Below are 23,844 nucleotides of genomic sequence, written 5' to 3'. Positions count from 1 at the left end.
AATAAATGGTAGGATGAGATTCCTGCCAAAGTTTATATTGAGCGAAGACGAAATACAGGAATTAAGGAATGACAAACAGATACAACAGACATATTATATTATCGGAAATAGGACAAGAAGGGCAAGACAAACTTTCTAAGGCCAAAGTATTGGTTATTGGCGCTGGTGGGTTGGGCTGTCCCGTTTTACAGTACCTTACCGCTGCTGGTATTGGTCATATTGGTATTGTAGATTTTGATGTCGTTGAAATATCAAATTTACAGCGCCAGGTATTATTTGGAACAGCATCATTAGGAGAAAATAAAGCCGAAGCAGCCAAAAAACGTTTAGAAGATTTAAACGGTAGTATTTCTATAATGGCCTATCCCGAAAAGCTTACACATAAAAATGCGATGGCGCTATTTAATCAATATGATATCATCGTGGATGGGTCCGATAATTTCGCAACGCGTTATCTGGTCAATGATGCCTCTGTTATAACAAACAAACCATTGGTTTTTGGGGCTGTTTATAAGTTTGAAGGTCAAGTCTCTGTCTTTAATTATAACAATGGGCCAAGCTATCGATGCCTATTCCCTACCCCTCCAAAAAAAGGTGCTGTACCTAACTGCTCCGAAATAGGTGTCTTAGGTGTATTGCCCGGTATCATTGGAACGATGCAAGCTAATGAGGTTTTAAAGATTATTTTAGGTCTGGGCGAGCCTCTTTCTGGAAAACTACTTTGTTACAATGCGCTAAACAGTCAAACAATCACATTAAGCATAAACAGATCTTCATCTGAAATTGAAACTGTCTTAAGCAAAAAAGAGAGCTTTCATACCCAAAGTGTTGAAGAAATTTGCGACATAGAAATCGATACTATTTCAATAACCGAAGTTGTCAATCGAACAAACCTTCAAATTATAGATGTTCGTGAAATCCATGAAACACCAAAAATTGAATATTTAGAGATCACATCCATTCCTTTAAGTAAATTAGAACAATCTGTAGATAGCATTGATCCCGAAAAACAAAAAGTTATTTTCTGTCAATCAGGAATCAGGAGTAAAAGAGCTGTTTCCATATTAAAAGCATTAGAAGTAAACAATTGTTATAGCATTGTAGAAGGTGCTCCAGAAATAAAAGAATTTTACCAAGAACTATTGGGTTAGCCAATTGAAATAATGAGACCTGTCAAGTTTTAAAAACCCAATAGGTCTACAAAACATAAAATAATGACAAATAAAAAAATAAAAAACGTATTTAGGCAAGGCGCTATATCTTCAGAATTTATAGGAGATTCCATTGCAAAACACCAAACTAAAACAAGTATTGGCGCTCATAATATCTTCTTAGGTCAAGTGCGCGCCGACATTATAGACAACAAAACAGTATCTGCCATAGAATACACAGCTTATGAGGATATGGCCAATGCAAAGTTTCATGACATTCGGGAAACAGCTTTTGAAAAATTCGAACTGACCTGTATGCATATTTATCACAGTTTAGGAACCGTTAAAGCTGGCGAAATATGCCTGTTTGTTTTTGTATCCTCCCCAAGGCGCAAAGTGGTTTTTGAAGCTTTAGAGTTTATTGTAGAAGCGGTTAAGGCAGATGTTCCTGTATTTGGAAAGGAAATTTTTGAGGACGAATCACATCAATGGAAGGTGAATAAGTGATTATTTATTATTGACTATTTATTATTGACTATTTATTATTTATTATTGATTATTATGAAAGAAACATTGAAAAAAAGAACTAAAATTTTTGCTCATAATTGCATCAAGGTTACAGAGTTTTTCCCCGGGACTTATCTGGCTAATCATATTAAGATGCAGCTAATTAGGTGTTCAACGTCTGTAGCTGCTAATTACAGAGCGACCTGCGTTGCTCAATCAAAACCCAGTTTTGTTGCAAAAATCAGTATTGTTATCGAAGAAGTAGATGAATCAAATTTCTGGCTAGAATTTGCCCTGGATGAAAACCTTATTCAAAAAGACAAGATAGAGTTTTTACTCAAGGAATCTAGCGAATTAACAGCAATCTTTATGGCTTCACGAAAAACAGCAAGCAAAAAATAATCAATATTCAATAATCAATAGAAAATCGAAAAGATGGTCGATATCACACATAAAAACACCACATTAAGAACCGCAATAGCACAAGCTGTAGTAAAAGTTAGTAAACCTGAAACTATAGAAGCCATTAAGAACGATACCGTTCCAAAAGGCCATGTATTTGCCATGAGTAAAGCAGCTGGGTTGTTGGGTGTCAAACGAACACCGGATATCCTACCGGACTGCCACCCTTTACCTATTGAATTCACTGGGGTTGAATATGAAATAAATGGGTTGGAAATCACTATTTTATTTACGGTAAAAACCATTTATAAAACCGGGGTTGAAGTTGAAGCTATGCACGGCGCTAGTGTGGTCGCCCTAAACATGTATGATATGTTGAAACCTATAGATAAAGGTATTGAGATTCTTGCGATAAAACTGCTTCATAAAAAAGGCGGAAAGTCTGACTTTAGAGATCGTTTTAGAAAAGACCTAAAAGCAGCGGTCATTGTGTGCTCCGATACCATTTCGGCAGGGCATAAAGAAGACAAAGCGGGAAAGGCCATCATAAAGAAATTAGAGGAAAGTGCTATTAAAATTGAAGATTATATCATTATTCCCGACGAGAAAGAAATGATTCAGGAAAAAGCAAAAAGCTACGAGGAACAAGGTATGGACTTAGTCATTTACACTGGTGGAACAGGACTTTCTGTTAGGGATATCACCCCTGAAGCCCTTATACCTCTTTTAGACAGAAGAATTCCCGGTATTGAAGAAGCTATTCGCAACTACGGACAAGACAGAACGCCATTTTCAATGCTGTCCAGAAGTGTTGCTGGTACTATAAATAACACATTGGTATTGGCATTGCCAGGTTCAACCAATGGAGCCAAAGAATCTATGGATGCTATATTTCCATCGGTACTCCATATTTTTAGAATATTAAAAGGTGCTAGGCACGATTAATTCCTCCCCAAAGGAGAGGCTCATTAGGATTTAAAATGAATAGAAATCAGAATAAAAATATCTTACAAGATTCACACGGTAGAGACCATACCTATCTTCGTATTTCATTAATTGAACGTTGTAATTTGCGTTGTACTTACTGTATGCCGGAAGAAGGTGTAAAATTATCTCCTAAAAGCCATTTAATGACCTACGAGGAAATCTATGACATAGCAAAAACCTTTGTGGATCATGGGGTTACTAAAATTAGATTGACTGGCGGAGAGCCTTTAATTAGAAAAGACATGCCTATTATCCTGGAAAAATTAGCAACGCTTCCCGTAGAGCTATCTATCACATCCAACGCAGTCATTATCGATAAATTCATAGCCGTTTTAAAAGCCAACGGTGTTAATAAAGTCAATGTAAGTTTAGACTCCTTAAATGAAAACAAGTTTAAGCATATTACCAGAAGACATGAATTTAAAAAGGTTTATAACAATATTTTATTATTGGTAAAAGAAGGTTTTATCGTTAAGGTCAATGCGGTCTTAATGAAAGGATTTAATGATAATGAAATTATAGACTTCATAAATTTCACAAAAAATCTGCCTATTTCTATTCGCTTTATTGAATTTATGCCTTTTGATGGGAATAAATGGGATCTAAGCAAAATGGTGTCCTATGCCGAAGTCATGGATTACGTGAATGCCTCTTTTCCAAAAGAAAACATAGAACGCTTACAAGATGCGCCCAACGACACCTCAAAAAACTATAAAATAAAAGGCTATCAAGGCAGTTTTGCTATCATTAGCTCTGTTACGAACCCGTTTTGTGATTCTTGTAACAGAATTAGATTAACGGCTAACGGGCAGTTAAAGAATTGTTTATTTTCTTCAACCGAATCAGATTTATTAACAACGCTAAGGTCTGGAACTTCCATTGAGCCAATCATTCAAAAAGCTGTACAAGCGAAGCTTAAAGTTCGTGGCGGTATGGATACTTTAAAAAAACTCCAGGAACCTAAATTACATAGCAATAATCGTAGTATGATAACCATTGGCGGGTAAAACACAAAGCAGTACTTAAGTTAAAATCATAGAAATACAAAACACTATTTAACCGTCTGTACAGTTATAATAACACTCTTGGATGCTGGTGTTTTCGCTGTATGTGCATAACTATCTATAGGCACTAACACATTGGTTTCAGGGAAATAAGTGGCACAGCAGTTTTTGGGAATGTTATAACCAACGACCTTAAAATTATAGGCTTTTCTAACCTGACCGTTGAATTCTGAAATCAGGTTTACAACTTGATGTTCTTCAAGACCTCTTGTTTTCATGTCATCCCGATTCATAAAAATAATACGTCTTTCATTAAAGACCCCACGATAGCGATCATTTAAACCATAAATAGTGGTATTAAACTGATCGTGGCTTCGTATGGTCATCATGATCAATTCTGAATCTTTAAGCTTCCATTCCGGTAATTTATTTAGAGTAAAATTTGCTTTCCCTGTTGCCGTTTTAAACTTTCTTATTCTCGCACCATTAGGTAAATAAAACCCAGATGGTTGTTTCAGTTTTTTATTATAATCCTTAAAGCCTTCAACAACTTCTTGAATATCTTCACGAACTAAATTATAATCATCTTTGTATTGAAGCCAGTCTATTTTAGAGCGCTCTTTTAAAGTAGCATGTGCGATATTACAAACTACGGCAACTTCGCTTAATAATTTATCGGAACAAGGCTCTAAAATACCTTTGGTAGAAGATACTACCCCCATAGAATTTTCTACACTTTGAGTTTGGATTCCTGCTTTTTGGTAATCTTTTTCGGCACGGCCCAAACAGGGCAATATTAGAGCTTCCTTACCTGTAACTAGATGTGAACGGTTTAACTTCGTACTTACATGCACCGTTAAATTACAATGAGCCAATCCTTGTGCAGAATAATTAGTATCTGGAACTGCGGAAATAAAATTACCCCCTAAACCAAAAAACACCTTGGCTTTTTTCTCATTCATGGCCTTAATAGCATCGATTACCGAATAGCCATGCTTTGTGGTCGGTTTAAAACCATATTTATTTTCTATTTTATCTAAAAATGCTTGTGGTGCCGCTTCCCAAATCCCAACTGTTCTATCTCCTTGTACATTAGAATGTCCACGAACCGGACATGTCCCTGCTCCTTCCTTCCCAATACTCCCTTTTAATAACAATAGATTCACCAATTCACGAATATTATCAACAGCATTTTCATGCTGTGTAAGCCCCATGGCCCAACAAATGATGATCTTTTTCTTGCTTAATACCAAATCGAAAACAGCGTCAAAAGTAGATCTAGATACCCCCGACAATGCTAAGCAATCATCAAAATCGAATTGTTTTAAATCTGAAATAAAAGCATCGTAGCCATGTGTATGTTCATTAATAAAGTCTTTATCAAACACGTCACCTTCTAATTCCTCCTTCTCTAACAACTTGAGCAATATAGCTTTTACAAAGGCTACATCGCCATTAATGGTTATGGGCACAAATACATCGGCTAGTTTAGTTCCTCCCGTTAATAATTTGATCGGGTTTTGTGGATCGGTAAATTTAATAAGCCCCGCTTCCGGTAAAGGGTTAATGGCTATAATTTTCCCGCCATTCTTTTTACATTTTTCTAAAGCCGTTAACATTCTTGGATGGTTGGTTCCTGGGTTCTGACCAATAACCATAACCAATTCCGCTTTGTATAAATCATCTAAAGTGACGGAGCCTTTTCCAATACCCAAGGTCTCGGAAAGAGCACTACCACTTGCTTCATGACACATATTAGAGCAATCTGGTAGATTAGCAGTCCCAAATTCACGAACAAATAATTGATATAAAAAGGCAGCCTCATTTGTCGTTCTGCCCGATGTGTAAAAAACTGCTTCATCCGGATTATTTAAAGCATTTAAATGATTTCCGATTTTTTCAAAAGCAGCTTCCCAGGATATGGGCTGATAATGGGATGCCCCTTCTGCCAAAAACATAGGCTCTGAAAGACGTCCCGATTTACCGATTTCAAAATCCGAAAAACCGGCTAGTTCTTCAACCGAATAATTTGCAAAAAACTCATGGCCAATTGTTTTCTTTTGCATCTCTTCCGACATCGCTTTCATGCCATTTTCACAGTATTCACCTAATAATGAACGCTCATCATCTGGGTCTGGCCATGCACATCCTGGACAATCGAAACCTCCTTTTTGATTTATTTTGGTTGAAATTTTAATAGCTTCAACAGGTTTCATATATTTTGAGGCATGTTTAACTGCAGATTTTAAAGCTTTAAACCCGCCACTATTCCTTGCTGGCCTGGTTACTCTTAAGTCTGTAAACACTTCTGGTGTATTTGCTTTATCTCTTGGAGATCTGCTCATAAAATGATGCTATATTCAATTTCTATTACTGGTAAAATTAAGTTTTTTTTAAATACGCCTCTTAAAGATTATGGAACAATGTGCTTCAATATTTTTAATAACGAATATCTGTTATTGTGTCATAAGGTATCGGGAATTCCCTAAGCACATCCATATCGCTCCTCTGATACTAACCGTTCTTCTATATCTCCAGAGACTTTTATAATCAATTTTTTTGTGAACATTTTAAAAGTAAAAATCTCAAACAAAACCACAACAACCTATTATTTTTATATTTATTTAATGAAGTGATTTATAGTAAAAACAAAAGCCCCTTTAAAGCGCTTTTGAATTAGTGTGTATGTTTTTTATTGCTTTGTGCAACGATTACAATTGTTGGCTATAGTTTTTATTCAAGTTCAATCAACTGTACTACATTATTTTGAAGTCGCTTAAAAGTTCCAACTACGAAATCTTGATTTTGAAGTATCTCATCTAATTCATCACAAAAATTATTGCAATCAATCCCTATTTGGTTTAAAAGTTTATAGCCAGAAGTTGTAGTAACAAAACTTTCTCCATTTATTTTTAAGTCTATATCAAATTGAGTTTCATTATCAACCTCTTGAGCTGATATTATTTCTTGTAGCGTATATTTTAATGAACTACCATCTGCAGGAGGATTGTCAACTTGTTCAACGATTACTCTAACATCATAAATAAATCCTGGTTGATAATTAAATCCTTCTATAGAATTATAAAATTTAGTCCAAATATCAGAACCAATATTGTTATTTTCCTGTACTAATAAAGTCAAAAATAACCCTTCTCCAATACCTGTATTTTGATAATGGTTAATTCGCATATCAATAGTTTGAGATTGATTTCCATCATCATTGGAACAGGACAATAAAATTCCAATAATCATTAAAAATAAAATTTGCTTTTTCATATTTTTTTTTAGATTTAGTTATTAATCTCTAGATGCTTAAGTCTTAAAAGGTTGCGTCAAATTATTGCCAACATACTCAGATTACCTTGTCTGGATAAAATCGTAGTCCGATCATTTTTTGATCATGGATAACAAATGTTTTATGGTGATATGCTTACCGAGTTTCATGATAAAAAATGGGGATTTAAAAATCATAGCTATCTACAACTGACTTTTATAAAGCCTTTCGTAATCTTCCCTATAATCTAAATCAATATTTTCCAATTGAGGCTTAAAGGCCTTTACCAAAGAAGCATATTTTTTCAGAAGGCTTTTTGCTCCCCTATCATCACCTAATCTTGAGAGTTCTGCCAAGTACACCTTATCAAAAATTACCGGAACACCAGAAAGACCTTTTTTATATGAAGTAGCTATGATTTGATCTGTATCAGGGCTAAAATTTTTAATTAGAGTATTTAAAAAGTCAGAATCTATAAATGGTTGATCTGCCAAACAAATAAGTACCGCATCAACCTCGGTTTTTAAATCAAGAAGGTGCTCTGCGGCATAAGCTATGGATTTACCCAAACCCAATTTCCAGTTTTTATTCTGAATAATCGTTACGGGAAACTTAGTTATTTCATTTTTAATGGCAGGGTAATTTGCTCCCAAAACCACATATACATCTTCTGTTGTTTTTAATGCTGTTTGAACAGCATGCCCTATAAGCGTATGGTTTCCCCAAGCCAGTAACTGCTTTGCCGTTCCCATACGTTTTGAAGCTCCCGCTGCTAAAATAACTATGGGAATATGTAAAGTATGCTTGGACACTATTAAAAAATATTAGGAATGGATCTTACCTGTTTTTTTACTTAACGATACTGGGTCTTGCTTTCTAGCTACAGCCAATATTTCTGCAACAATGGAAACCGCAATTTCCTGAGGTGTTTCAGAACCTATATTAATTCCTGCCGGTCCATGAATACTATCTAAAAAAGCGTCTTCTACATCTGGGCAATATTCAATAAATTGAGACAGCAAATCTTCTCTTCGTTTTTTAGGGCCCAATACCCCAATATAAACAGGATTAGCTTTTTTTAATCGAACTAAATACCTTAAATCATTGGCGAAATTGTGAGTCATCAATACTACAGCTGTCTGATTATCGATGGATGATATCTCCATGTTTTCTGCCGATACTGCCTGAAAACCAGTAGCTCCCGGGAAATTCATAATGGATTTAGACTCTGATGGTCCAGAAATAACGACAACCTCCCACCCTGTCAATGCTGCATATTTACATAATTGTACGGCATCATGTTCTGCGCCTATAATAACAAGCTTAAAGCATGGTGGCATACTTTGTTTAAAAATAGACAAAGCACTATCAGCTTTTTGTTTATCACTTTGTAATGAAAAAAACGACTCTTTAATTTTTACCCAAGACCCTATGCCTAAAGCACTCCCTTCTTTCTTATCAAAATAGGACCAAATCTCAAATGAATCTCTTTCTTCCTGAGTACGGGAAAAAGCCTTTTTAAAGGCTATATCTGGTTCAAACAATTCTATTAAAATATACAAAACACCTTCACAGCCCAATCTATACCTACCATCATACGTCATTATTTTAGGTTTCCCTGTTTTAAAAACAGATTCAGACTGTAACAAGATCTCTTTTTCTACACACCCACCACTCACGGCACCAATCATACCTCCATCTTCTAGAATAAGCATCCGCACACCAGGCTTCCTATAGGAAGATCCATCAAGTGCTACAACAGATGCCAAAACCGATCTGATTCCTTTTTTACGAGCTATTTCAGCCTGATCAACGATGTCCTTAAATTCATGTGTCATAGACGAAGCTTATCCTACTACTTTTTCTAAATCCATATTATCGATATAAGGCTGTTTGGTTAATCTTTTTCCCGTAGCTTTATAAATGGCATTGGCTACAGCTGCGCCTGCTGGTGGCAATGTTGGTTCTCCTAAACCCGTTGGAGCAACATCGCTTTTAACAAAATGAACATCTATCTGGGGCGTCTGCCCCATTCTTATTAATTGATAACTATTAAAGTTATTAGATTGAGGCACCCCATCTTTAAATACCAATTCGCCATACAAGGCATGGCCAATACCATCTATAATACCTCCTTTTATTTGGTTTATGGCCCCTAGCGGATTTACAACAATGCCACAATCTACGGCACAGGTCACTTTTTTAACTATGGGGTTGCCATTTTCCATAACAATATCTGCTACTTCGGCAACATGGGTGTTATGACAATAATATACCGAAAACCCTTGATAAACACCCGCTTCCGTTTTTCCCCAATTGGATTTATCGACCACCATTTTTATAACACCTTGTAAACGTTCTGGACTGTATTCTATATTGGGTTCGGGATTACTTTTTACGTTTTCCAATAAATCTAAATGTAACTGAATACGATCAACTTCCATGACCTCAGCCAATTCATCAAAAAAGCATTGTTCTGCACTTGCCAAAAAGTTAGTATAAGGCGCTCTCCAGGCACCTGTGGTTATATTACTTTTATAATTAGCAGTGTCTACCTGATAATTATCCAGTGCTGCTGCCGGAAAGAAATTTGGAATCAGGCCATACATATTACCATTAATGGCTGCTTCTTTTAAATGGTATCCTGTTAATTTACCATCTTTAATAGATGCTGCTATTTTATATTTTGTTGCTGGTCTATATGTCCCGGCACACATATCATCTTCTCGGGAGAACACTACTTTTACAGGTTTTTTTGCCGAATTTGAAACTTCTGCAGCTTCTAAGGCAAAGTCTCCATATAACCGTCTGCCAAAACCCCCCCCCATTCTGGTCATTTTCAAGGACACTTCACTAACATCTCTATCCAAAAGTTCTGCAACCCTATCTGCTGTCCATTTTGGAGTCTGGATAGGGCCTACCAAGTTTATCTTCTCCTTAGTAACATGAGCAAAGAAATTCATGGGCTCCATACAGTTATGGGGCAAGAACGGTGACTCGTAAATACGTTCTAAAACTTTATCTGCCTCTGCAAATGCTTTTTTTACATGACCATCTTTTCTACGCGTATCAAACTTATTTCCATTTAATATTTTAAGTAATTCTTCATTGTGAAATGCTGTACTCTCTGCTTCAGAATCCTGTTTCCATTCGGCCTTCAATACTTTTTTCCCTTTCATAGCTGCCCATGTACTGGTTGCCAAAACGGCTATTTTATCTCCAAACTTAATAACATCGACAACGCCATTAACATGTCTAGCATCCGTATCATCAAAAGATTCTAAAACCTGTCCAAAAGCCGGTGGTCTTAAAACAGACGCATACACCATCCCTTCTTCCTTATAGTCCAAGCCAAACAAAGGTTTTCCTGTAACAATTTTATCGAGATCGACATTACCAATATCTTTACCTATAATGGTAAAATCCTTGGGGTCTTTTAGCTTAACATCTTCTGGCACTTCCAGTAAGGCTGCTTCTTTTACAACATCTCCATAGCCAAGTTTTTCACCCTTTGCATTTGTAATAACCCCTTGTGATGCCTTACATTCTGAAGCTGACACCCCCCATTTGGCCGCTGCGGCATTCACTAACATTTGTTTTGCTGTTGCACCTGTCTGTCTTAAAGGTTCCCAACTACTTCTTATGGATTGACTACCACCAGCCACCTGTCGCGCGTAATTTTCTGTATCAAGGTTTCCCTGCTGTACGTATACATCTTCCCAAAGTACATCCAGTTCTTCTGCAATAAGCATTGGCATGGCCGTTTTTACGCCTTGACCAATTTCTGGGTTTGGAGAAAATATCGTGACCTTCCCTTCGTCCGAAATTTTTATAAAGGCATTAAAGTCATTAAAGTTTAACTGACTAATATCTATAGGTGGTCTTACATCCGATTTACAAGCCGTAAACAAGTTAAAGCTAATAAGCATGCCACCACTTGCCAACGCAGAAGTTTTTAAGAATGATCTTCTACTGAATGTTTGTTGTTTTGAAAGATTCATTTTGTTTCTTATTTAGTGGGGTTTAACTTATTTTTTCCGCGGCTACTTTTACTGCTTTTTCTATACTATTATATGATGCACAGCGACATATATTTCCATGCATAGCATCTCTTATTTCCGAATTGCTTGGATTTGAATTCTGGTTCAGAAATGCCGAAGCCGTCATTATTTGTCCAGATTGACAATAGCCACATTGGGGAACATCAATGGCTTTCCACGCTTGCTGTACAGGATGGTTGCCATCTTTAGAAAGCCCTTCTATAGTGGTAATGTCCATGCTCTCTGCCTGCGAAACCGGAAGCAGGCAGCTTCTCACAGCTTGGCCATCTACATGCACTGTACAGGCACCACATTGACCAATACCACAACCATATTTAGTTCCTACTAAATCTATTTGATCTCTTAAAACCCAAAGTAAAGGGGTATCTGCATCTACCTCTACAGTATGTTTTTTATTATTAATTTTTAAATTAAAGGTTGGCATATTTGAAGTGTTAAATTAGGTGTATTCGCTTAAATGTACAAAAAAACAAAGATCACTTTGGGCTATGACACCTGTTTTAACATTTTTTAATAAAAAATATTAAACCTCAATATAAGCCCAAACCCCTGAAAACCATGAAGAAACATATCAAAATATAAAGCCGCCGGTAGTGATATATATCACTACCGGCAGCTTCTGAAAAAATATCGTCGTAAAATTTTCTTTAAATTTCCGTCTTTTTAGGAAATCACACCAAGTGCCTTCCCTATTTTAGTAAAGGCTTTGATCGCTTTATCCAAATGATGGCGTTCATGTCCTGCAGATAGTTGAACACGTATTCTGGCTTTTCCTTTTGGTACTACTGGATAGAAAAAACCAATAACATAAATACCTTCTTCCAATAATTTTGAAGCAAACTCTTGTGCCAATGTCGCTTCGTATAACATAACAGGAACTATGGGATGATCTCCAGGTACAATATCAAATCCAGCAGCCGTCATCTCTTTTCTAAAATATTTAGTGTTAGCTTCCAACTTATCACGAAGGGCTGTAGATTCACTTAGTATGTCCAACACTCTAATAGAAGCCCCGACTATGGAGGGTGCTACCGTATTTGAAAACAAATACGGTCTAGAACGTTGTCTTAATAATTCCACTATTTCCTTTCTTGCTGCCGTGAATCCACCTGAAGCACCTCCTAAAGCTTTACCATAGGTACCTGTTATAATATCTACACGCCCCATAACATTTCTATATTCATGGGTACCACGGCCTGTTTTACCAATAAAACCTGTGGAATGACATTCATCGACCATGACCATAGCATTGTACTTATCGGCCAAATCACATATTTTATCAAGCTGAGCAATGGTTCCGTCCATTGAAAAAGAACCATCTGTAACTATTAATTTTCTACGTGCTCCTTCAGCTTGAATGAGCTGTGCTTCTAAATCTGCCATATCGTTATGTGCATATCTAAATCGTTGTGCTTTACACAAACGAATCCCATCAATTATGGAAGCATGGTTTAAAGCATCAGAAATAATAGCATCCTCTGCATTTAAAATAGGTTCAAAGACACCACCATTGGCATCAAATGCAGCAGCATATAAAATACAATCCTCCATCCCCAAAAATGAGGCTGTTTTTTGCTCTAATTCTTTGTGAATATCCTGTGTACCACAAATAAAACGTACAGAAGACAAACCATACCCATGAGAATCAATGGCTTTTTTACCGGCATCAATAACTTCAGGGTGTGATGATAACCCTAAATAGTTATTGGCACAAAAGTTCAGTACCTCAGATGACGTTGTTGTGCTTATTTCCGAACCTTGGGGCGTTGTTATAATCCTTTCGGATTTATATAATCCTGCTGCCTTAATTTCTTCAATTTCATTCTGTAAATCGTTCTTTATGTTAGAATACATAATCGTTTTATTTTTTTGATAATACTTTTAAACTTAAATGGTCATTTCATATTGTGATTTCAGCTCACGAATCATGGTATCTGTAATAGCCCCTAAGTCGTATACAGGTTTCCAGCCCCAGTCCATTCGCGCTTCAGAATCATCTATAGACCTTGGCCAGCCCTCAGCAATATTTTGTCTGAAATCCGGTTTATAGTCAATTTTAAAATCGGGGTATCTTTTATGAATTTCTGATGCCACTTCTTTTGGTGAAAAACTGATCCCCGCTATGTTATATGATGTTCTCACCTTTATTTTTTCTGCGGGTGCTTCCATAATCTCAATAGTAGCCCTAATAGCATCATCTATAAAAATCATAGGTAATACCGTGCCTTCATTTAAAAAACAAATAAACTTTTCATTTAAAACTGCTTTGTGATAAATATCTACGGCGTAATCTGTAGTGCCACCACCTGGCAATGACTGATACCCTATAATACCAGGATAGCGAATAGACCTTACATCCAAACCGTATTTAATATGGTAATATTGCGCCCAGTTTTCACCATCTACTTTACTAATACCATATACGGTCGTTGGGTCTAAATAAGCATTATTAGGGGTATTATTTCTAGGAGCGCTATTGCCAAAAACAGCTATCGAACTTGGGTAAAACACCTTTTCTACATGACAAATTCTAGAGACCTCCAGAACGTTCAGCCAGGTTTTTATATTAATATCCCAAGTTTTCAATGGATTTTCTTCTCCTTTAGCAGATAAAATGGCTGCTAAATGATAAATCTGAGTGACTTTATACTGTATAACCACTTCCTTGATTCTATCGAAATCCGTGGCATCGATAACTTCAAATATACCATTTGCATTTTCATCTTTTCTTATATCTGAAGCAATAACGCTTTCTCTTCCATATTTATCCTGTAATGATTCTGTAAGCACGCGTCCTACCTGTCCATGAGCCCCTATTATTAAAATCGTTGTATTCATAAAAAAAAGCATTATTTACTTTCAAAAGTAAATAATACAGCTTTTAAAACAAAATACATAATATATTTAAGTAATTTTATCTTTTTTATTAATAAATTGCAGCTATATTTACTTTTAAACAATAAATTAATCTGTATTTACAATAATTTTTATTTAACATATTATGGAAAATTTAGACCAAACAGACATTACCATACTTAGAATTTTACAAAAGGACTCTAAAAAAACAGCTAAAGAGATCGCTAAAATTTTAAACTTAACACCTTCTCCTGTTTACGAGCGTATCCGTAGACTTGAAAGTCAAGGGTTTATTAAAAAGTACGTGGCCATACTTGATAAAAAATTGCTAGAACGACCGGTAACTACTATATGCCAAGTATCTATGCGCTATCATAGCGAAGCTTTCATCGAAAAGTTTGAAGAACAAATTCAAAACTTAGACGAAGTACAAGAATGTTACCATATGGCCGGTCAGGTGGATTTCATTTTAAAAATAAACACAAAGGGCCTAGAAGATTATCATAACTTCGTGAAGTACAAACTTTCTAAAATTGAAAATATAGGGGTATTGAATAGTACATTTGTCCTAAAAGATATCAAACACTCCTCGGAGTTTTATATCTAATAGGCGCCTGTAACAAACTCTAAGGCCCGTTTTTCGTTGTAGTAAACATTCTTTTTGTCCACAAACCCTACATGCCCTCCATATGGGGGCATTTCCAAATAAAGATTAGCGTTGTTTTTTGCTTCTTTAACCGGATAACATTCTGGAGATAAAAACGAATCGTTTAAAGCGTTAATAATTAAAGTAGGAATCTTAATATTAGGAAGAAATTGCAAGCAGCTGCACTTTTCATAATAATCTAAAGCGTCTTTAAAACCATGTGCTTTGGCCGTATAGAGATTATCAAAATCGAACAGTGTTTTTATAGCTGCCACCTCTTTAATACTTAAATCTTCTTTAAAATGTTGTTGTTTATTTTTTAAACGTTTTACCAAATGTTTTAAAAACCGATCGTGATACAGTTTGTTCTTTAAAGTATGCAATGCCTTGGCCGAACCATATAAGTAACAGGGTGCCGAGGCCGTTACTGCGGCCTTTATTTGAGCAGGTACTACCGTTCTTTCTCCCAAATATTTTAAAATCATATTAGCCCCCAGACTGATACCTTTTAGGTAAATTTCTGAATATTCTTTTTCTGAAATAACATAAGCAATAATAGCCTCTAAATCTTCTGTGGCTCCAGAATGATAGCTGCGATATTTTAAATTATCTTCACCACTACAGCCTCTAAAATTCACACAAACCGCATCTATACCTTTACTATTAAAAAGCTTTGCGGCACCTGTCATATATGGTCGCTGTCCGTTTCCTTCCAATCCATGTAACAAAATAACAAGCCGCTTTGTTTTCTCTTTTGAAAAACTCCAATCCAAATCGATAAAATCCCCATCAAACAACGTGATGCGTTCCCGCTCTTGTTTAAGACCTTTAACCCGTCTTACCAAACCGGAATAGACGGTTGAAATGAACCCGTTTTTAAAAAAGAAGAAAGGCTTATATTTTGATTCTATTACTGGCAATTTGTGAGGAATTAGGGATTAGGTTTGAGGTGTTCAGCATTCAATTTCGATTTCGATTTCAATTTCAATTTCGACTTCAATTTCATATTTCAAAAAATTAAACTTCAAGAGATGTGAATTTAAAATCGGTGCCATTAAACAATCCTTTATCGCTTAGCTTTAACGAGGGAATTACCAATAAAGCCATAAACGATAATGTCATATATGGGGCATGAAGACCGCTCCCCAAGTGTTTTGCCATAGCATCCAACTTAGCATATTGTTTTCCTATAATTTCACCGTCCTTATCGCTCATAATACCCGCTACGGGAAGTGACACGATCTTTGCTTCGGAATTAGAAATGGCACAAACCCCGCCTTTATGCTCAATGAGCAAGTTCACTGCTCTACAAATAGCATCGTCACTAACACCTACTACAATAATATTGTGCGAATCATGACCAACGGAAGATGCTATAGCCCCTTCTTTTAATCCAAAATTCTTAATAAAGCCCATCATTGGTTTTTGATTTTGATAACGATTAACAACTGCCATTTTAAGAATATCGGTTTCAATATTGGAAACCAGATTTCCATCTAGAATTGAAGCATTGGCGATAAGTTCGTTTGTAACCAATTGACCTTCTAAAGCTTCTATAACGCGAATTTGTTTTGACGATGATTCGAATCTAAAATCCGATACTTCTTTTTTATCGCAATTGAAGTTATTAAGGTTTTCAAAAGCTACTGGTTGTATTAAAGAGGTGCCTTTATCAAAAACCAGTTCGCCATTTATATAAGTTTGAATGGTTTTAAATTTAATTAAATCTTCAACAATAATAAAATCTGCAAATGCCCCTTCTTGAAGTAAACCAACATCCAAATTGTAATGTTTTACAGGATTAATACAGGCCGCTTTTAATACTTTAAAAATGTCTATTCCTTTGGCTACGGCTCTAGCACATAAATTATCAATATGGTGCAATAGCAGATCATCGGGGTGCTTGTCATCACTACAAAACATTATATTTTCAAAATGCTCTGGAAGTAAATCTATTAAGGCTTCAAAGTTTTTAGCAGCACTTCCTTCCCTAATAAGAACTTTCATGCCTTTCTCAAGCTTTTCTAAAGCTTCTTCGTAAGTAAAACATTCATGGTCTGTAGAAATTCCGGCATTGATATATTTTGTAATAGCATCTCCCCTTAAACCGGGGGCATGACCATCAATGGGTTTATTATAATATTTCGCCCAAGCTATTTTTTTTAGAACCTCATCATCATCAAACAACACACCAGGATAATTCATCATTTCTGCTAAATACTTGATATCCGGGTTTTCAAGCAATGCTTTTATTGCATCAGAACCTATAACGGCTCCTGCAGATTCAAAATGGGTAGCCGGTACACAAGACGGGGCTCCAAAATTGAATTTGAAAGGCACCTTTTTACCATTGCCAATCATAAATTCGACGCCTTTAACCCCCAGGACATTTGCTATTTCATGAGGATCGGAAACGGTTGCTACCGTACCATGCTTAACTGCTAATCTGGCAAACTCACTAGGCACTAACATAGAACTTTCTATATGTATATGAGCATCTACAAATCCTGGAAGGATATATTGGTTATTGGGATGCTCTTTTTCTATAATAGCCTTTATTTTACCATCTGCAATAGTGATCTCTCCTTTGTAAATTCGTCTGTTTTGTATATCGACTATTTGTCCTTGTAATTTCAAATAATGTATCTTATTAAAATAGGTTTCTGTCTTTACTATGACTACACTCAGTGTGATAAGGAATGGCCATATTACTTTAATTCTACCTTTAAAATATGCTTTGTTTTTTCATGGACCCTAAAGCGGTTGTCCGCGCGCTTGCCCAGTACCCATACGACATCTTCACCTGAGCATAATAACCTAACTTTTTCCTTATCCAACAACGATAATTTTTCGTCTTTAAAATACTTACTCAGTTTCTTTTTACCAGACATCCCTATAGGAAAAAACAAATCACCATCTTTCCATTTTCTAACTGTTAACGGGTATGTTAGCGTGCTTTTATCTACATAAATAGTATGATTGTTTTTTACGGTAATGGCATCGGCCTCATCAAAAAACAATAGGCCCAAACCTGTTTTTACTTGCGTATCTGTTTCAGAAATTGTAATCAATTCTTCATCCGTTCCTGAATCGATCCCACTTAGCAAAATATGTTCTCTATCCTTTATTAAACGATGTGTAGAGGACCGTATCTGCTTTCCAGATTGGGCATCTAACAAACTAACAATATCGTTCCATTCTGTAAACCCATATGCCTTAAGCGCCTCAAACAAATAAGCCTTCGGGTTCTTTAATTTTTTAAATTCTGAAACCTTGAATACTGTTTGATGTTTGTCTATGGTCTTAATAGCACGATTTAATACCGCCGCCACACTTTCTTCTACGATATCTGCTGTGTCGTTTAAATTTTTAAGTGTGTTCTGAAAATTTTGTAACAATTGTGGATTGATCTCTTTTAAAACAGGGATCACATCATGTCTTAGTTTGTTCCTTAAATATTTAGTAGAGGCATTACTGCTATCTTCCTGCCATTTAAGATGGTTTTCTTTTGCATACGTTTCAATAACCTCTCTTGAAAATGGCAACAGTGGTCTAATGATATGATTATTAACCGCTGGAATTCCTGTTAAACCATCTAAGCCTGTGCCTCTGGATAAATTAATCAAAAAGGTTTCCAGATTATCGTCTGCATGATGTGCCGTTAAAATATAATCGAATTGTAACTGTTCAGCTAGCTCTTCAAACCAATCATAGCGCAGTTTTCGTGCTGCCATTTGTGTTGACAGCTTATTTGCACTAGAATAGTTCTTTGTGTCAAAACTTTCTATAAATACTTCTAAATCTAAATCTTCGGCTAATTGTAACACAAAATCTTCATCGGCATCGCTTTCTTTTCCCCTCAGATTAAAATTACAATGCACTAAAGCAATATTTAGATTTAATTGATAACATAAATGGGTTAGAACCACACTATCCAGTCCTCCAGAAATAGCAATAAGAAGCCTACTTTCATTAAGGAAAGGTAGGTTCTCACGGATATGGTGCTTAAAATCGTTTATAATTTTTAAATTTTAAGTTTATCGAACATCTTGTATAATACATCCTTGTCTTCTTCTGTAGTATAAGACATAATAAATGATATGGCAAACCCTTTTTTTAAGGTCACATAATAATCTTGGAGAATCTCATATCCGTACCCCTTATTTTTTAAACTCATAAACACGAAATCTTGAGATCCAATTTGTACTTTATCTTTTTCTTCAATGTACTCAATATCCATAGCGGATCGACGAATCAATGCTTTAGCTTGTGCTAAATACTTTGTAGGAGTATCTACCCCTGGGTAATTTTTCAGGTTTTCTGCATTTATAAGTATGGAAGGATTAAAATCGTCTGTGGCCCCTAGTTCTAATTTAAAAACAGTAATCAACTTAGCAACATTGACCATAGAGGCATCCAATGTTTTTTTTAAGGATTCATTATTTCCAGAAACTAAATCATTACCAGATTGATAGAGCCGATCTGCTTCATCATTATTTAATATATACCAGTCTGGATTTATAGGTAGCTTAAACTTAAAAAAAGTATTATCATATACGCCTTCTTTTACCGAACCATAATCAAAAAACATTGGAACATTGGTATTTTTTTTACAACCTAAAACTAATAAACCGATCCATAAAATACTTATTGCTTTTTTCATAATACAAACTTATAATTTTATTTTTTTGGTTTAAGGAAGATACTCCTTTATTAATATACTTTTCAAAGTTAATGAAATTGAAAATGAAACTGAAGTCGAAATCGAAATTGAAACTGAACACTGTTATGAAAATGAAATCGAAGTTGAAATTGAAACTGAACACTGAACACTGAACACCGAATACTGAATACTGAACACTGTTATGAAGTTGAAGTCGAAATTGAAACTGAACACTGAACACTGAACACTGAATACTGAACACTGAACACTGAATACTGAAATCAGCTTTCCAAAACCGTTCGCATGGCCTTAGCTTTAACCAGACACTCCTCATATTCTTGTAAGGGATCACTCTTCGCTGTAATGGCACTGCCTACAGAATAAGACACATACTTTTTGGTTTCATTATAAAGAATACTTCTAATAACCACATTAAAATCGAAATCGCCTGTAGGAGAAAAATAGCCTACAGATCCAGAATACAACCCTCTTTTGGTTTCTTCTAAATCTTCAATAATTCGCATGGCAGAAATCTTAGGAGCTCCCGTCATACTTCCCATTGGGAATGTACTCTTAATAACATCGACCGCATGTGTTGTTTCTTCAATCTTTGAGGTTACAGTAGAGATCATTTGATGCACTTGATCGAAAGTATACACCTTGGTCAGTTCTTCTACTTTCACACTACCTTTTATAGCGGTTTTAGATAGGTCGTTACGCACCAAATCGACAATCATAATGTTTTCACTGCGTTCTTTTATGTCTTGGGATAAGACTTCTTTTAGCTTTTCATCTTCCAATATATCTTCAGAGCGTTTGGCAGTTCCTTTTATAGGTTGCGAAATAATCACTTCTCCTTCTCTTTTTAAATAACGTTCTGGAGATGCCGACAACAAATATTTATTACCAAATTTTAAGAATGTTGCAAATGGAGGCTTAGAAATACTATTAAGTTTCAAATAGGTTTCCAATGGATGAATGCTGGTATTCTCTGCATAAAACTCCTGACAAAAATTGGCTTCATAAATATCGCCCCGATGAATATGTGCAAGCATGTTTTTTACCTTTTCAAAGTACTCATCTTTGTGGATACGGAGTTTTATTTTTACTTGATTCTCTTCATTTGAGAGATTGCCACGTTGTACCTCCCTGTCTGCCGACAGGCAGGCTTCGCAATGACATATGTTTTTTAAATCTTCCTCAAAGGCATCATCCACACAATTCAAGTACTGTATTTCGACTTGATCCCCCTTAAACAGAAACAACTTTTTAGGTTGAAAAAAATACAAATCCGGAAACTCTAGGCTATCAAAATTTTTAGAGCTTAAATCTTCAACATCATTTTTTAGATCGTACGTTAAGTACCCAAAAATCCAATCGTTCACATTGGTTTGATATTCTTTGAGCATGTCAAAGCTTCCTTCAAAATTCGTTTGAATACTAGTAAAAGCATCTACTGCCAAGACCGCTTCGTAGTTGGAATAATTTTGTTTATAGTTATTAGAATCCAACCAAACAACATCATCAAATTGCTGACTCCAAATCAGTAATTGATTTTTAAATTGATCAGTATTGTCTAAATTGTGAATTTGTGTTGTCCTCAATAATAAAATTTAATGCGTAAAGTTAGTTAGAATCCTTAAAAAATTACAAGTTTTGTCATTGAAGTGGTTTAAACTTTTTATAATTGGCTGCAAAATGCTCTTTTATCCCCTAATTTTGTCTTTTTATTACTCCGTAGCAGTACTATGCAGCTCAAAAAGACTTCATTTGGGAATAAAATTACTATTTTTCGCTTCAATCAAAAAACATGTGCTCAGCTTGACTGGGTAATTCAAACCACTTCATCTAAACAATTCGATTATTAAAAATAGGTCATTTTCATGCTCACTTTAGAAAACGAAAAATTAAAAATAGCAATAAAAAAAAGGGGTGCAGAACTGTGTAAAATCACTTCGGTTAAAGACGAAATCGATTTTATGTGGCATGCCAATCCAGAGATTTGGGGCAGCTATGCGCCTAACCTATTCCCAATTATTGGTGCATTAAAAGACGGTACTTACTTTTTCGAAAATAAAAAATATACATTACCTAAACATGGTTTTATAAGAAACAATGACACCTTAGTATTAGAGGAACAAAATCAGGATTCCTTAACCTTTAGATTAAGCTATGATAAAGACTCATTAAAAATATACCCATTTAAGTTTGATTTTTTTATTACTTATCAACTCATAGACCACACCATTACCATAACACATACTATTAAAAACCATGATGATAAGACCATGTATTTTTCACTAGGTGGACACCCCGCTTTTAAATGCCCTGTATATAACAATGAAACTTATAATGATTATTACTTAGAGTTTGAATGTATCGAGAATTCTGAAATGCATTTAATCAACATGGAAAATGGTTTGATTTCCAATAAGACCAGAACCGTTTTTAAAAACTCTAATATCTTGAACCTAAAGCATGATCTATTCAATGACGATGCACTTATTTTTAAAGATTTAAAGTCTAAAAAAGTGACTTTAAACAGTACATTGTACGGCCCTGTTCTAACCGTTAGTTATAAAGACTTCCCCTATTTAGGTATTTGGGCAAAACCTAATGGTAACTATGTTTGTATTGAGCCTTGGCTTGGGATTACAGATAGCGAAAGCACCAACCAGAACCTAAAAGAGAAAGAGGGCATTTTAACTTTAATGCCACAACAAACATTTAAAGTGTCCTATAGTATTGAAATACACGACAGGCATTTAGCCTAAAAAAAATATTAAGCTTAACTTTGCCAGCTAAATAGCATCATTTTGAGTTTTGAAAATTTAAATTTAAATACCCCACTTTATAATGCATTAAGTGATTTGGGCTTTACCACCCCTACGCCTATTCAAGAACAAGCATTTAATGTGGTTTGTTCTGGTAAGGACATGGTAGGTATCGCACAGACTGGTACAGGGAAAACCTTTGCCTATATGCTGCCCATTATTAAAAATTTAAAATATTCTACTCAAGAAAATCCACGTGTTTTGGTTTTAGTACCTACACGCGAATTAGTGGTTCAAGTGGTAGATGAAATTGAAAAGCTTTCCAAATACATTAACAACCGCGTCTTAGGGGTTTATGGCGGGACTAATATCAATACCCAGAAACAAGCAATAGCAGAGGGCATCGATATTCTGGTAGCCACGCCCGGAAGGTTATACGATTTGGCCTTAAGCAGGGTTTTACAGCTTAAATCGATACAAAAGCTAGTCATTGATGAAGTTGATGTGATGCTCGATTTAGGCTTTAGACATCAATTAATCAATATTTTTGATATACTACCTGAACGTAGACAAAATATTATGTTTTCGGCAACGATGACAAAAGATGTTGATATTTTAATTAACGAGTTCTTTAAAAGTCCTGAGCGCATTTCTATTGCTGTTTCGGGGACGCCTCTTGAAAATATTTCGCAAACACGTTATAATGTTCCTAACTTTTATACCAAGGTCAATTTACTAACACATTTACTAAATGACGCCGAAACTTTTAATAAGGTTTTAATATTCGTAGCCTATAAACGCATGGCCGATCGCTTGTTTGAAAAATTGGACGGGATATTCCATGACGAATTATGTGTGATTCATTCTAACAAAACCCAAAACTACAGGCTACGAAGTATTGAGCAATTTCGACATGGTGACAACCGTATTTTAATTGCCACTGATGTGATGGCGCGCGGTTTGGATATTGATAACGTGTCGCATGTCATAAATTTTGACACCCCGCTTTACCCCGAAAATTATATGCATCGCATAGGTAGGACCGGGCGTGCTGAACGTGAAGGTCAATCGGTAGTTTTTTCCACTGAGGCCGAACAAGCGTCTATTGATGGTATTGAGGCTTTAATGAATATGAAGATTCCATTATTGGAAATTCCAATGGCTGTTGATATTTCTACAGAATTAATCGAAGAAGAACGTCCGCAAATAAAGGAACGCAACAACCCTGCTAAACGAAAAGATGAAGATGCTCCAGGACCTGCATTTCATGAAAAATCCGCAAAAAATTCCAAAGAAAATTTAGGCGGTTCTTATAAATTTAAAATAGCTAAAAAGTACAAGAAACCTAAAACAAAAGGCGATAAGAATTATAATAAAAGGAATAAGCGGAAGTAGTTTTTAGTGGGCAGTGTTCAATAAAACAGTTGGCAGTGTTCAGTGTTCAGTGTTCAGTAGGCAGTAAACAGTATTTAGTTTCGATTTCGACTTCATATTCGATTTCAATTTCGACTACATAACA

The 23,844-nt window shown here is 35.5% G+C and carries 21 protein-coding genes; 8 read left to right on the top strand and 13 right to left on the bottom strand.

What is annotated here, in order from left to right; all coding sequences use genetic code 11:
* Window positions 1-68 precede the first annotated feature (68 nt).
* The 5 genes from moeB to moaA all read left to right on the top strand — a co-directional run bounded on the left by moeB (window position 69) and on the right by moaA (window position 4,054).
* Complete coding sequence (moeB, locus tag PQO00_RS14925) at window positions 69-1,151, top strand: HesA/MoeB/ThiF family protein (protein ID WP_274185652.1); 1,083 nt, start codon at window positions 69-71, stop codon at window positions 1,149-1,151.
* A gap of 63 nt (window positions 1,152-1,214) precedes the next feature.
* A complete protein-coding gene (locus tag PQO00_RS14920) occupies window positions 1,215-1,658 on the top strand; it encodes a molybdenum cofactor biosynthesis protein MoaE (protein WP_274185651.1) in 444 nt (147 codons plus the stop codon).
* A gap of 54 nt (window positions 1,659-1,712) precedes the next feature.
* Window positions 1,713-2,060, top strand: coding sequence for a four helix bundle protein (locus PQO00_RS14915; protein ID WP_274185650.1), 348 nt, complete (start codon window positions 1,713-1,715; stop codon window positions 2,058-2,060).
* A 33-nt stretch (window positions 2,061-2,093) separates the two neighbouring features.
* Complete coding sequence (gene moaCB, locus PQO00_RS14910) at window positions 2,094-3,005, top strand: bifunctional molybdenum cofactor biosynthesis protein MoaC/MoaB (RefSeq protein ID WP_274185649.1); 912 nt, start codon at window positions 2,094-2,096, stop codon at window positions 3,003-3,005.
* Window positions 3,006-3,040: 35 nt separating this feature from the next.
* Window positions 3,041-4,054 (top strand): GTP 3',8-cyclase MoaA, encoded by a 1,014-nt coding sequence (gene moaA, locus PQO00_RS14905; protein ID WP_274185648.1) that lies wholly within the window; start codon window positions 3,041-3,043, stop codon window positions 4,052-4,054.
* A gap of 44 nt (window positions 4,055-4,098) precedes the next feature.
* Here the strand turns inward: moaA and PQO00_RS14900 are convergent, their stop codons facing one another.
* The 8 genes from PQO00_RS14900 to PQO00_RS14865 all read right to left on the bottom strand — a co-directional run bounded on the left by PQO00_RS14900 (window position 4,099) and on the right by PQO00_RS14865 (window position 14,224).
* Window positions 4,099-6,396, bottom strand: a complete 2,298-nt coding sequence (locus tag PQO00_RS14900) for an FdhF/YdeP family oxidoreductase (RefSeq protein WP_274185647.1) — start codon at window positions 6,394-6,396, stop codon at window positions 4,099-4,101.
* Between the two features lie 388 nt (window positions 6,397-6,784).
* Window positions 6,785-7,327, bottom strand: a complete 543-nt coding sequence (locus tag PQO00_RS14895; protein WP_274185646.1) for a DUF4377 domain-containing protein — start codon at window positions 7,325-7,327, stop codon at window positions 6,785-6,787.
* Window positions 7,328-7,528: 201 nt separating this feature from the next.
* Window positions 7,529-8,137 carry an NTP transferase domain-containing protein gene (locus PQO00_RS14890; RefSeq protein ID WP_274185645.1) on the bottom strand — a complete coding sequence of 203 codons (609 nt, stop codon included), beginning with the start codon at window positions 8,135-8,137 and terminating at the stop codon, window positions 7,529-7,531.
* A 12-nt stretch (window positions 8,138-8,149) separates the two neighbouring features.
* Window positions 8,150-9,163 (bottom strand): XdhC family protein, encoded by a 1,014-nt coding sequence (locus tag PQO00_RS14885; RefSeq protein WP_274185644.1) that lies wholly within the window; start codon window positions 9,161-9,163, stop codon window positions 8,150-8,152.
* A gap of 9 nt (window positions 9,164-9,172) precedes the next feature.
* Entirely contained in the window at window positions 9,173-11,326 is a 2,154-nt protein-coding gene (locus PQO00_RS14880; RefSeq protein WP_274185643.1) for a molybdopterin cofactor-binding domain-containing protein, read from the bottom strand.
* A 22-nt stretch (window positions 11,327-11,348) separates the two neighbouring features.
* Window positions 11,349-11,810, bottom strand: coding sequence for a (2Fe-2S)-binding protein (locus PQO00_RS14875; protein WP_274185642.1), 462 nt, complete (start codon window positions 11,808-11,810; stop codon window positions 11,349-11,351).
* Between the two features lie 239 nt (window positions 11,811-12,049).
* Window positions 12,050-13,240 carry a glycine C-acetyltransferase gene (gene kbl / locus PQO00_RS14870; protein ID WP_274185641.1) on the bottom strand — a complete coding sequence of 397 codons (1,191 nt, stop codon included), beginning with the start codon at window positions 13,238-13,240 and terminating at the stop codon, window positions 12,050-12,052.
* A gap of 33 nt (window positions 13,241-13,273) precedes the next feature.
* A complete protein-coding gene (locus tag PQO00_RS14865; RefSeq protein ID WP_274185640.1) occupies window positions 13,274-14,224 on the bottom strand; it encodes an NAD-dependent epimerase/dehydratase family protein in 951 nt (316 codons plus the stop codon).
* A gap of 163 nt (window positions 14,225-14,387) precedes the next feature.
* Between PQO00_RS14865 and PQO00_RS14860 the strand changes: the two genes are divergently transcribed.
* Window positions 14,388-14,849 (top strand): Lrp/AsnC family transcriptional regulator, encoded by a 462-nt coding sequence (locus PQO00_RS14860; protein WP_274185639.1) that lies wholly within the window; start codon window positions 14,388-14,390, stop codon window positions 14,847-14,849.
* Here the strand turns inward: PQO00_RS14860 and PQO00_RS14855 are convergent.
* The 5 genes from PQO00_RS14855 to PQO00_RS14835 form a co-directional block, all read right to left on the bottom strand.
* Window positions 14,846-15,808: a YheT family hydrolase gene (locus tag PQO00_RS14855; RefSeq protein ID WP_274185638.1), complete on the bottom strand. Its 963-nt coding sequence runs from the start codon at window positions 15,806-15,808 to the stop codon at window positions 14,846-14,848. The two genes, PQO00_RS14860 and PQO00_RS14855, sit on opposite strands and share 4 nt — an antisense overlap.
* Before the next feature lie 97 nt (window positions 15,809-15,905).
* Entirely contained in the window at window positions 15,906-17,525 is a 1,620-nt protein-coding gene (gene ade, locus PQO00_RS14850) for an adenine deaminase (RefSeq protein ID WP_274185637.1), read from the bottom strand.
* A 71-nt stretch (window positions 17,526-17,596) separates the two neighbouring features.
* Entirely contained in the window at window positions 17,597-18,886 is a 1,290-nt protein-coding gene (gene tilS, locus PQO00_RS14845; protein WP_337992853.1) for a tRNA lysidine(34) synthetase TilS, read from the bottom strand.
* 26 nt (window positions 18,887-18,912) lie between these two features.
* Window positions 18,913-19,551, bottom strand: a complete 639-nt coding sequence (locus PQO00_RS14840) for a hypothetical protein (RefSeq protein ID WP_274185636.1) — start codon at window positions 19,549-19,551, stop codon at window positions 18,913-18,915.
* A 281-nt stretch (window positions 19,552-19,832) separates the two neighbouring features.
* Entirely contained in the window at window positions 19,833-21,155 is a 1,323-nt protein-coding gene (locus tag PQO00_RS14835) for an anthranilate synthase component I family protein (protein ID WP_274185635.1), read from the bottom strand.
* 279 nt (window positions 21,156-21,434) lie between these two features.
* Between PQO00_RS14835 and PQO00_RS14830 the strand changes: the two genes are divergently transcribed.
* Complete coding sequence (locus PQO00_RS14830; protein WP_274185634.1) at window positions 21,435-22,325, top strand: aldose 1-epimerase family protein; 891 nt, start codon at window positions 21,435-21,437, stop codon at window positions 22,323-22,325.
* Window positions 22,326-22,367: 42 nt separating this feature from the next.
* Entirely contained in the window at window positions 22,368-23,720 is a 1,353-nt protein-coding gene (locus tag PQO00_RS14825; RefSeq protein ID WP_274185633.1) for a DEAD/DEAH box helicase, read from the top strand.
* The last annotated feature ends 124 nt before the right edge of the window (window positions 23,721-23,844 follow it).

This window comes from Flavivirga sp. 57AJ16 (assembly GCF_028736925.1).
Taxonomy (GTDB): domain Bacteria; phylum Bacteroidota; class Bacteroidia; order Flavobacteriales; family Flavobacteriaceae; genus Flavivirga.
The sequence above is the reverse complement of the archived record's forward strand: the minus strand, read 5'-3'. Positions and strand labels throughout refer to the sequence as shown.